This window comes from Inquilinus sp. YAF38 (assembly GCF_052113205.1).
Taxonomy (GTDB): Bacteria; Pseudomonadota; Alphaproteobacteria; order DSM-16000; family Inquilinaceae; genus Inquilinus.
Genome location: NZ_JBFRCU010000051.1, coordinates 42171 through 52201 on the forward strand (window position 1 = coordinate 42171; position 10031 = coordinate 52201).

A 10031-nucleotide genomic window follows, 5' to 3' on the forward strand; every position below is an offset into this window, starting at 1 on the left:
CCGCGGGTTTGTTTCGGGCGAGTAGTACCATCAAAAGGGCAAAAGGTGCAACCCAACCCTAGAGAGGTAGCACCTCGTGCTAGGAGATTAGGACAGCCAGATCGGTTGCCGTGGCGGGACGCGCCCGGTGAGTGCCGCCTCGATGCAGTCGTCGAGGGTGCCCAGGCGCACGGCGCAGCCCGAAAGCCCAGGCCCGTAATGGGCGTATTTGCCGGAGGTGGTGATGACTGTCTTCGTGGCTACCGGGAACACCGGCCGCGAGATCGAGCACCAGCACAGGTCGGGGATCACGTCGACACCGGCGGCGCGGAGCATCGCCATCGTGCCGTCGGCCTCGGCGGCGGCGATCACCTGCCGCCCGGCGGTGACGATCACCGCGACGCCCGGCTTCCGCCTTCGGCCCGCCAGGCCGTCGGCGAGCGCGTGGCATTCCGCGAGCGAGGCGTGCGGGCTGCCGATCGCGACGAGGTCCACCGCCTCCAGCCCCGCGTTCAACCGGGCCCAGCCCTCGGCCAGCTGCGCGCGGGTGATGACGACATGGTCGGCGTTCGCATCGATCATGGCCCCCGCCTCCGGCGTGACGCCCTCGACATGCAGCATCGGCGCCGCCGAGGTGGTGCCGAAGGCGGCGCAGAGAGCCTTCAAATCGTCCTGGGTCGGCCTTGCCCCGGCCAGCCCTCGCAGCAGCGGCACCCGGTCGGGCGCGGCGTGGCCGGCGAGATAGCCGATCAGCGGCCAGGCCTCCGGCCCGGCGTCGTCGGGAAGCTCGACATCGATGATCCGCCGGGCCCGCCGGTGCTCGTCCAGGAAGGCGCCGGCCAGAGGGGCGCGGCCGGTGAGCGCGATGCAGAGGTCCAGGAAGTCGGGATGCTTCGCCGTCCGCGCGCCGAGCACGGAATTGGCGAAGATCACGGCATTCGATTCCGACCAGCCGATCGGCTCGCCAGATTTCGGCGGGTCGTCCAGGAGGTAGGGGGCGCAGGTAAAGGTCGGCTGGCAGCCCATCCGCACATAGCTGTCGGCGAGCCGTGCCGCCGCCCCCCCGAACTCCGGCGGCACGCCCTGGGCCTGCCAGTTCTGCCGGTCGACCGAGATCGCGTTCATCGTGGTCGGAACCGAGACCCGGGCGCCCAGCTTTTCCATCGTTTCGGCGAAGACGAGGTTCGCCGGCCCGGCATAGATGCAGCCGTCGATATGGGCGCGCGTCACGTCGGTGAGGGCCGTCGCCCCCTGCTGCCGCGCCATGGCGGTCAGGATGCGCATGGCCTGCCGCAGGGCGGGGCCGTCCGCGCCATCGAGCATGGCGCGGTCGCGCGCCTCGAGAGCCAGCGCGCCGGCAGGTGGCGGCGCGACGGGGATCCGCCGCCCCTCGRTCTCGACGGCCTCCGGAGAGATCGAGGCCGTCCCGGCGGCGGCCACGGCCGCGAAGGCTTCGGCCGGCAGGCGCAGGACCGGAACAACCCGGCCGAACATCTCGGCGGCGACGATCGCACCGAGGGTGAGGGTGTCCTCCGGCTCGGAGAAGACCAGCGCCGCCGGGGCCCGCCCTGCCATCGCCAGTTCGAGCAGCACGCCCGACCCCGAGCAGGAGCCGCGGCTGGTGCGCATCAGGACGACCGCCCCGGCGAGCGAGACGCCATGCCGGGGATGGTGCACGTCGATCACCAGCCCGGCGGCGGCGTCCACCCCGCCCCAGAAGCTCAACCCCTCGTCCATGGCGACGACGGGACCGCCGGCGGTCCCCCTCAGGATGCTGAGGCCACCCTGACCCGTCATGGCGAGTCCCGCAGGGGCGTGGCCTTCCAGGTTGGCGGGGCCTGTTCCGACGGCGAGGCTGGATGGCCACGCTTCGCTCGCCATGACGAGGAAGGGATTGGTATGAGCCCCTGATCGAGACGAGGGCTGTCGGCGCTGGCTGGCATGCGAGGAGTCCCGCTGGCTGTTACGGACGACGCCTAGGTTCCATCACGACATTGAACAAGACCTATATGTCATCCTCGGGCTTGACCCGAGGATCCAGGGGCAGCCAGAGCGGCTCCCGGTGGCCCCTGGATTGCCGGGTCAAGCCCGGCAATGACAGGAAAGGATAAGGACTCGGCCCCTGCGCCTAGACCAGGTCGCGCGGGATGTCCTCGGTCCAGGAGCGTTCGGTCACGACCTGCCCGTTCTCCTTCGCCGTCAGCTCGGTGGTCAGGTGCCAGCGGTCGAGATCGGCGGTCAGCACCGACCGGCTCTCGATCAGGATGTGCCAGCCCTCGCGCCCCATCTCGTAGGATTGGGTCAGGGCATAGCGGGCCGACAGCGGGTCGTCGTCGCGGATCACCAGCTCGCGCTTCAGGCTGTGCGAGGCCATGGTGTCGATCTCGTCGAAACGCAGGATGCCCTCGCCGAACAGGCCGCCGATGCCTTCAGTGACATAAGTGGTCTCACCGCTGACATGGTCCTGCTTGGAATAGCGCCGGATGGTGCCGGGAGAGAGCTGGGTGGCCGGCGCGGCCGGGCCGCGGACCGGCGGCTCGAACGCCACGGCGTCCCCTGCCCCGCCCTGCCGCACCGGCAGGTCGAGATGGCTGGCGCCGGCCCGCAGGGTCAGGGTGGCGGCGTAGGGCGCCGGCCAGACGACGGGCCAATAGCCGGTGGCGACGGCGATGCGGATGCGGTGGCCGGCCGGGAAGCGGTGGCCGCAATCGTTCAGCTTCACCCGCACCTGATAGCGCTTGCCGGGCTCCAGCGGCGCCGGCGCCTCATGCCCGTCGCGATGGGTCAGGTTCAGCACGCCGTAGCTGACCCGGGCCGAGCGCCCGTCCGGCGCCACGTCGCACAGCCGCACCGCCAGCTGCGCCACCGGCGCATCCGAGGCGAGGTCGAGCAGCAGCTCCGGCGCGCCCAGGATCTCCACCGGCTCATCCAGCGCCGTGCTGTCGAAGAGTCGCGCGGCGCCGTCATCGAGGCGCTGATCGACCGGCAGCTCGCCGGGGCAGCCGGTGGCCATCCATTCACCGGCCGCCTTGCCATGGCTGAGCGGCGAGCGCACGAGAATCCCGGCCTCCGGCCCGGCGGCCTCGGCCAGCGCCCCCGGCGCGTTCAGGGCCCAGCGCCGCGGCGCAATCGCGGGGCTCGGCCACTCCGCCTCGCCGACCCAGCGCCCCTCGGTCTCGGCCCTGGTGCCGGCCGGTTCGTTCCAGTCCTCAACGAAGGCGCGCAGCATCGGCTCCGCCATCACCCCGGTGTCGTGCCCCTTCAGCCACTGGTCCCACCAGCGCAGCGCCTCCTGCAGGAAGCCGATCGCCGGACCCGGCGCGCCGTCCTGCGGATAGACATGGCCCCACGGGCCAATGATGCCGCGGCGCGGCACCTGCAACCCGGCCAGCAGGCGCGGCACGGCGTTGGTGTAGCTGTCGGCCCAGCCGCCCACGGCCAGGACCGGGACCTGGATCGCCGACCAGTCCTCGCAGACCGAGCCGTGCTTCCAGTACTCGTCGTAGCGCTGGTGCCGCAGCCACAGGGCCGGGAAGAACGGCATCCGCTCCAGCCGCTCCAGCCATTGCCGGCGCCAGCCCTCGCCAACGATGGCCGGGTCGGCCGGCCGGGCCTGATAGGCCAGCATGATGGCGCCCCACCACAGGTTGTCGTTGAGCAGGCAGCCGCCCTGGTAGTGGATGTCGTCGCTGTAACGATGATCGGTCGAATAGACGGTGATGATCGCCTTCAGCGCCGGCGGCCGGCGCGCCGCCACCTGCAGCGCGTTGAAGCCGCCCCAGGACTTGCCCATCATGCCGACCGCCCCGGTGCACCAAGCTTGCTCGGCGATCCAGGCGATCACCTCCAGCGCGTCATCCTGCTCCTGCTTCAGGTACTCGTCCGCCATATGGCCGTCGGATTCGCCGGTGCCGCGCATGTCGACGCGGATGGCGGCATAGCCCTGGCCGGCGAACCAGCCATGCATCGGCTCGTCCCGGCCGCGGGTGCCGTCGCGCTTGCGGTAGGGGATGTATTCCAGCACGGCGGGCGCGGGCGCCGTCTCCGCCCCCTCCGGCAGCCACAGCCGGGCGGCCAGGCGGGTGCCGTCGGCCAACAGGATCCAGATGTTCTCCTCGACGCGGATCGGCATGTCGGGGTCTCCAGGGAAAGCGGGTCAGGCGGTGGCGCGCGCGGCGAGGACCTGGTCGAGCCAGTCGCGGCGCAGTTCGGGGACCGAGGCCAGCAACCGGCCGGTGTAGTCGTGGAAGGGCGGCGTGAAGATCTCCGCCGTCGGCCCCTGCTCCACCACCCGGCCGCGCTGCATCACGGCGGTCCGGTCGGCCAGGCGGCGGACCACGCCGAGGTCGTGGGTGATGAACAGATAGGCGACGCCCAGCTCGTCCTGCAGCCGGCGCAAGAGGCGCAGGATCTCCTCCGCCACCAGCGGGTCGAGCGCCGAGGTCACCTCGTCGCAGATCATCAGGTCGGGCTTCGCCGCCAGGGCCCGGGCGATGCAGACGCGCTGCTTCTGCCCGCCCGACAGCGCGCCGGGCAGCCGCTCGGCGAAATCCGGGTCAAGCCCGATCAGCCCCAGCAGCCGGCCGACCTCCTGCTTCTGCTCGCGGCCCTTGAGGCCGAAATAGAAGCCGAGCGGCCGGCCGATCGCCTCGCCCACCGTCTGGCGCGGGTTCAGCGCCACATCCGGCAGCTGATAGACCAGCTGGATGCGGCGCAGCAGGTCGCGCTTGCGGGCGGTGTAGGAGGACGGCAGCGCCTGCCCGTCCAGCCGCACCGACCCGGCGGTCGGCGGCAGCAGGCCGGTGATCACCCGCGCCAGGGTCGATTTGCCGGAGCCGGATTCGCCGACCACCGCCAGGGTCTCGCCCCGGCGCAGCGACAGCGACACATCCGCCAGCACCGGCACCTTGTGATAGGCGGCGGAGATGCCGTCGACGGTCAGCAGCACTTCGCCGCCTTCGTGCCGGCGCGGCTCGCCCGAAAGGCTGGCCCGGCGCTCGCCGACCAGGCGGCGCGTGTAGTCCTCGCGCGGCGCTTCCAGCACCTGTTCCGTCGGGCCGAGCTCGACCGGCTTGCCGTGGCGCAGCACCTGGATCCGGTCGGCGATCTGCGCCACCACGGCGAGGTCGTGGCTGATGTAGAGCGCCGCCGTGCCGTAGCGCTGGATCAGCCGGCGCAGCAGCGCCAGAACCTCGATCTGGGTGGTGACGTCCAGCGCCGTGGTCGGCTCGTCCAGCACCAGGATGTCGGGCCGGCAGGACATCGCCATGGCGACCATGGCGCGCTGCAGCTGCCCGCCCGAGACCTGATGCGGATAGCGGTCGCCGAAGCGCTCGGGCTCCGGCAGGTCGAGCGCCCGGAACAGCTCCAGCATCCAGGCGCGGGCCTCGGCCTTGCCCATCACCCGATGATGGCGCGGGCCTTCCAGGACCTGGCGGCCGATGGTCAGCGCCGGGTTGAAGGCGGCGGCCGCGCTCTGCGCCACATAGGCGATGCGGGCGCCGCGCAGCCGGGCCCGGCCGGCCGAGCTCTCTCCCGTGACCGGCTGCCCGCCGATCGCGACGGTGCCGCCGGCGATGCGGCAGCCGCCGCGGCCCCAGCCCATGGCGGCCAGGCCGATGGTCGACTTGCCGGCGCCGGATTCGCCGATCAGGCCCAGCACCTCGCCCTTCTTCAAATCGAGGTCGATGCCGTGCACCAGCACGGTGCCGTCCGGCGCCTCGACCCGCAGGCCGCGGATGGTGAGGATGTCGCTCATCGCCCCTCTCCCTGCGGCCGGGTGCGGCCGGCGAGCAGCCAGTCGACCACCAGGTTGACGCCGATGGTCAGCAGCGCGATCGCCGCCGCCGGGTACAGCGGGGCGTAGAGGCCGTAGAGGATGCCCTGCTGGTTGTCCTTCACCATCCCGCCCCAATCGGCATAGGGCGGCTGGATGCCCAGGCCCAGGAAGGACAGTCCGGCGACGAACAGGAAGGTGAAGCAAAAGCGCATGCCGAATTCGGCGATCAGCGGCGCCGCCGCATTCGGCAGGATCTCCTTGCGGATCAGCCACCAGGCGCCCTCGCCGCGCAGCCGCGCCGCTTCGGCGTATTCCATGACATTGATCCCCTGCCCCAGGATCCGGGCCAGGCGGAAGACCCGGGTGGAGTCCAGGAGCGCGATGGTGACGACCAGCACCGGCAGCGAGGAGCCGAGCGCTTGCAGCACCACCAAAGCGGAGATCAGCACCGGCACGCACATGATGGTGTCGACCAGCCGCGACAGCACGGTGTCGACCCAGCCGCCCCGCAGGGCCGCCAGGAAGCCGAGCGGCAGGCCGACAGTGAAGGACAGCAGCGAGGCGGCCAGCGACACGCCGATCGACATCTGCGCGCCGTACAGCAGGCGCGAGAGCATGTCGCGGCCGTTCTGGTCCAGGCCGAACCAGTTCAGCGCGGTGGCGGGGTCGAACGGTCCGCCGAGGATATCCTCCTCGCCGAACGGGGCCAGCAGCGGCCCGAACAGCAGCGCCGCCAGGTTGAGGGCGATGATCGCCAGGCCGATCCAGGCCGTGAGTGGGATACGTCTCATCGGGGGTGCCGCAGGCGCGGGTTCAGCGCGATGGCGGCGATGTCGGCCGTCATGTTCAGCAGCACATAAGCCGCGCCGAACACCATGGCGCAGGCCTGCACCATCGGCAGGTCGCGCTTCGCCACGGCGTCGACCATGAAGCGGCCGAGGCCGTTGTAGTTGAACACCGCCTCGACCAGCACCACGCCGGTGATCAGATAGGCAACGTTGAAGGCGACGACGTTGACCACCGGCGCGGCGGCGTTCGGCAGCGCGTGGCGCAGCACCACCCGGCCGGTCTGCAGGCCCTTGAGATAGGCGGTCTCGACATAGGCGGAATCCATCACCGCCAGCACCGCCGTCCGGGTCATGCGCATGATCTGGGCGACGGTGACCAGCAGCAGGGTCAGCATCGGCAACGTCGTCGCGTCCAGCCGCTCGGCGAAGCCCATGCCGGGATAGACGTCGGCCAGGCTGGGGAACACCGGGTTCTGCACCGCCAGGACCAGGATCAGCACGAGGCCGAGGAAGTATTCCGGCAAGGACACGGTCCCGAGCGCCACGATGTTCACCAGCCGGTCGAACACCCCGCCGCGGCGCACCGCGGTCAGGATGCCCAAGCCCACCGCCAGCGGCACGCCGATCACGGCGGCATAGGCGGCCAGGAACATGGTGTTCCAGAAGCGCGGCCACAACAGCTCTGCCACCGGCTGCTGGTTGGCCAGGGACCGACCGAGATCGCCCTGGACGAAGCCCCAGAGCCAATGGCCGTAGCGGACCAGCGCCGGCACCTCGAGCCCGAGGTCCCGGCGCAGCGCAGCCAGCGATTCCGGCGTCGCCGACTGGCCGAGGATGGCCGAGGCGACATCGCCGGGCAGCAGCTGGGTGCCGGCGAAGACCAGCACCGACACCAGCCACAAGGTGAAGAGACCGAGCCCGATCCGCTTCAGGATCAGCGCTGCCATCAGGCCGCCAGCCAGACGCGCTCCGCCAGCCGCCCGCCCATGAAGTTGAACATCGGATGCGGGGTGACGCCCTGCACCTGCGTCGACACGCCGTCGAGATAGTCGCCGAACATCGGGATCATGGCGCCGCCATCGTTCGAGATCATCTCCTGCAGCGTCCAGTAGATCTCCTTGCGCTTGGCGTCATCCAGCAGCGACCGCGCCTCCAGCAGCAGCTTGTCGAACTGCGCGTTCTTCCAATGGGTGTCGTTCCACTTGGCGTCGGAGGCATAGGCGATGGACAGCATCTGGTCGGCGGTCGGGCGGCCGCCCCAATAGGCCATGCAGAACGGCGCCTGCATCCACACCTTCTCCCAATAGCCGTCCGGGGATTCGCGCTTGATGGTCACGTCGATCCCGGCCTTGGCCGCGGCGGTGCGGAAGATGGCGGCGGCGTCGACCGCGCCGCCGAAAGCGGCGTCGGAGGCCGACAGCTCAACCTTCAGGTCCGACAGCCCGGCCTGCTGCAGATAGTGCTTCGCCTTGTCCGGGTCATAGGCGCGCTGCGGCAGCTCGCTGTTGAAGAATCGGTCTGTGCGTGGGATCGGGTGGTCGTTGCCGAGCTGGCCGTAGCCGCGCAGCGCCACCTTCAGCAGCTGCTCGCGGTCGATCGCATGCTTGATCGCGAGGCGGACATTGACGTCGGCGAACGGCGCCTTGGTGCAGTCCATCAGGAAGGTGAAATGCTGGCCGCCGGCCGACTGCACGATCTGCAGCTTCGGGTTGCGCTTCAGCAGGTCGACCGTCTTGAAGTCCAGCCGGTTGATGGCGTGGACCTGGCCCGACATCAGCGCGTTGGTGCGGGCGGCGACGTCGTTGATGACGATGACCTCGACCGCGTCGACATTGGCGCAGCCCGGCTTCCAGTAGCTCGGGTTGCGGGTGAAGCGCGAGCGCACGCCGGGCTCGTAGCTCTCAAAGACGAAGGCGCCGGTGCCGATCGGCTTCGACCAGTCGGTGAAGCCCTCCGGCACCACCAGGAAGTGGTAGTCGGACAGCAGGAACGGCAGGTCGGCGTTGCCGCCGGCCAGCTCGATCGTGATCTGGCTGTCAGAGAGCTTGCGGACGTCCTTGATCTGCTCGGCGATGGCGCGGGCGGCGGAGCTGGTCTCGCCGCGGTGCAGGTTGATCGAGTAGATCACGTCCTCGACCGTCAGCGCCTTGCCGTTGTGGAAGGTCACGCCCTGGCGCAGGTTGAACACCCATTCGGCGGCGCCCGGCTTGGCCTCCCAGCTCTCCAGCAACTCCGGCACCGCCTGGTTGTTGCGGTCGATCTCGACCAGCCCGTTCATCAGCATGAAGGCCTGGTTCAGCGGCACCCAGTCGGTCATCACCCGCGGGTCGAGCGTGTCGGTGGTGCTGCCGCCGCCCATGCCCAGCTTCAGCACGCCGCCCTTGCGCGGCGTGTCCTGGGCGAAAGCGCTGCCACCCAGACCGGCGGCGAGGCCGAGGCCAGCGGCGCCCAGCAGCAGGCCGCGGCGCGTGGTTTCGAGATGCGGGAAATCCCTGCGTGTCATGGCCGATCCCTGTTTTGCGGATGATCGGACGCTCGACGGCGCCCGGTGCGGCAGCCGTTGCGTCGCGCTGCCTTGAGCGCCGGACCCTAGTGGATGACGGCAATAAGTCGGACATGATTTTTGGGCATGACCCCATGAGCAAGATTCGGTGCCGTTTGCCGAGGCCGCCCCCTATCCAGGGCGCCTTCGTTGCCCCGAGGTCGAATCGTGAGTCTGCCGGATATGATTGGCCTGGTCGGTGTCCTGGCCTATCTGCACGCCTATGCCCTGGCCCAGATGCAGATCCTCGCGATCACGGACTGGCGCACCGCCCTGCTGAACATCGTCGGCGGCGTGCTGGTGATGTACTCGCTGCTGTGGAGCTTCAACCTGGCGTCCTTCGTGGCCCAGGTCTTCTGGATGCTGTTCACCGTCATCGGCTTGGTGAAGGCGCGGCGGATACGGGCGCGGCCGGCCGATGCCTAGAGCGGAGTGAGTCGAGGTCGGGTCGGCGCATCCGGGCAGGCCTCGACAGTCACTCACCCGGAAGCGCAAGCGCCTCCGGCCCCTCCCGCAGGGCGGGAGAGGCAAAACGATCCGGTCTTGTATTTTGTAGGTTGGGTTCGCGGCAGCGAACCCAACAGGATCGGGCCGCGGTGGCGGCGACATGTTGGGTTCGCAAAGCGCGAACCCAACCTACGCGGTCACCCCGTGTCCGGGGGCTTGCGGCGGCCGGCGCCGGCCGAGCGGGGCTCGGGCGCATCCTCCGGATCGTCCTCGCCGTCCTCCGGCGGAATGAAGCCCAGCTCCTCGAGGGCCTCGTCGGCCATCTCGAGCCACTGCTTCACCTGCACCGGATAGCCCCAGCGCCGGCACAGCGCCGCCACCGCGACCTCGGCCCGGCTGGCTTCCACCAGCTCCGCCACCTCCGGCCGCTCCAGCCGCTCGCACACCTCGTCGGCGCGGCGGTCGGCCTCCTCCTCGTCCTCGGACACCTCAGAGG

At 70.2% G+C, this 10031-nt stretch carries 8 protein-coding genes; 1 reads left to right on the forward strand and 7 read right to left on the reverse strand.

Annotation, left to right across the window (positions count from 1 at the left end; translation table 11 throughout):
- Nucleotides 1–87: 87 nt before the first annotated feature.
- From lhpI to AB4Z01_RS21710, 6 genes are all read right to left on the reverse strand, one after another.
- Nucleotides 88–1776, reverse strand: a complete 1689-nt coding sequence (gene lhpI, locus AB4Z01_RS21685) for a cis-3-hydroxy-L-proline dehydratase (protein WP_441697463.1) — start codon at nucleotides 1774–1776, stop codon at nucleotides 88–90.
- A gap of 331 nt (nucleotides 1777–2107) precedes the next feature.
- On the reverse strand, nucleotides 2108–4111 hold the full coding sequence (locus AB4Z01_RS21690; RefSeq protein ID WP_441697466.1) for a CocE/NonD family hydrolase: 2004 nt from the start codon (nucleotides 4109–4111) through the stop codon (nucleotides 2108–2110).
- A gap of 24 nt (nucleotides 4112–4135) precedes the next feature.
- A complete protein-coding gene (locus AB4Z01_RS21695; protein ID WP_441697469.1) occupies nucleotides 4136–5737 on the reverse strand; it encodes an ABC transporter ATP-binding protein in 1602 nt (533 codons plus the stop codon).
- Nucleotides 5734–6549, reverse strand: coding sequence for an ABC transporter permease (locus AB4Z01_RS21700; protein WP_441697471.1), 816 nt, complete (start codon nucleotides 6547–6549; stop codon nucleotides 5734–5736). The genes AB4Z01_RS21695 and AB4Z01_RS21700 overlap by 4 nt, the downstream gene beginning before the upstream one ends.
- Entirely contained in the window at nucleotides 6546–7493 is a 948-nt protein-coding gene (locus tag AB4Z01_RS21705; protein ID WP_441697473.1) for an ABC transporter permease, read from the reverse strand. Before AB4Z01_RS21705 ends, AB4Z01_RS21700 begins: the two co-directional genes overlap by 4 nt.
- On the reverse strand, nucleotides 7493–9049 hold the full coding sequence (locus AB4Z01_RS21710; RefSeq protein WP_441697476.1) for an ABC transporter substrate-binding protein: 1557 nt from the start codon (nucleotides 9047–9049) through the stop codon (nucleotides 7493–7495). The genes AB4Z01_RS21705 and AB4Z01_RS21710 overlap by 1 nt, the downstream gene beginning before the upstream one ends.
- A gap of 207 nt (nucleotides 9050–9256) precedes the next feature.
- Between AB4Z01_RS21710 and AB4Z01_RS21715 the strand changes: the two genes are divergently transcribed.
- On the forward strand, nucleotides 9257–9514 hold the full coding sequence (locus tag AB4Z01_RS21715; protein WP_441697479.1) for a CBU_0592 family membrane protein: 258 nt from the start codon (nucleotides 9257–9259) through the stop codon (nucleotides 9512–9514).
- A gap of 218 nt (nucleotides 9515–9732) precedes the next feature.
- Here AB4Z01_RS21715 and AB4Z01_RS21720 read toward each other — a convergent pair.
- A partial coding sequence (locus AB4Z01_RS21720) for a hypothetical protein (RefSeq protein WP_441697482.1) occupies nucleotides 9733–10031 on the reverse strand: 299 nt, incomplete at its 5' end.

Excerpts from the sequence above, each read along its gene's own strand:
- AB4Z01_RS21690 (WP_441697466.1), bottom strand. The coding sequence starts at position 4,111 with ATGCCGATCCGCGTCGAGGAGAACATCTGGATCCTGTTGGCCGACGGC.
- AB4Z01_RS21695 (WP_441697469.1), bottom strand. The coding sequence starts at position 5,737 with ATGAGCGACATCCTCACCATCCGCGGCCTGCGGGTCGAGGCGCCGGAC.
- AB4Z01_RS21700 (WP_441697471.1), bottom strand. The coding sequence starts at position 6,549 with ATGAGACGTATCCCACTCACGGCCTGGATCGGCCTGGCGATCATCGCC.
- AB4Z01_RS21705 (WP_441697473.1), bottom strand. The coding sequence starts at position 7,493 with ATGGCAGCGCTGATCCTGAAGCGGATCGGGCTCGGTCTCTTCACCTTG.
- AB4Z01_RS21710 (WP_441697476.1), bottom strand. The coding sequence starts at position 9,049 with ATGACACGCAGGGATTTCCCGCATCTCGAAACCACGCGCCGCGGCCTG.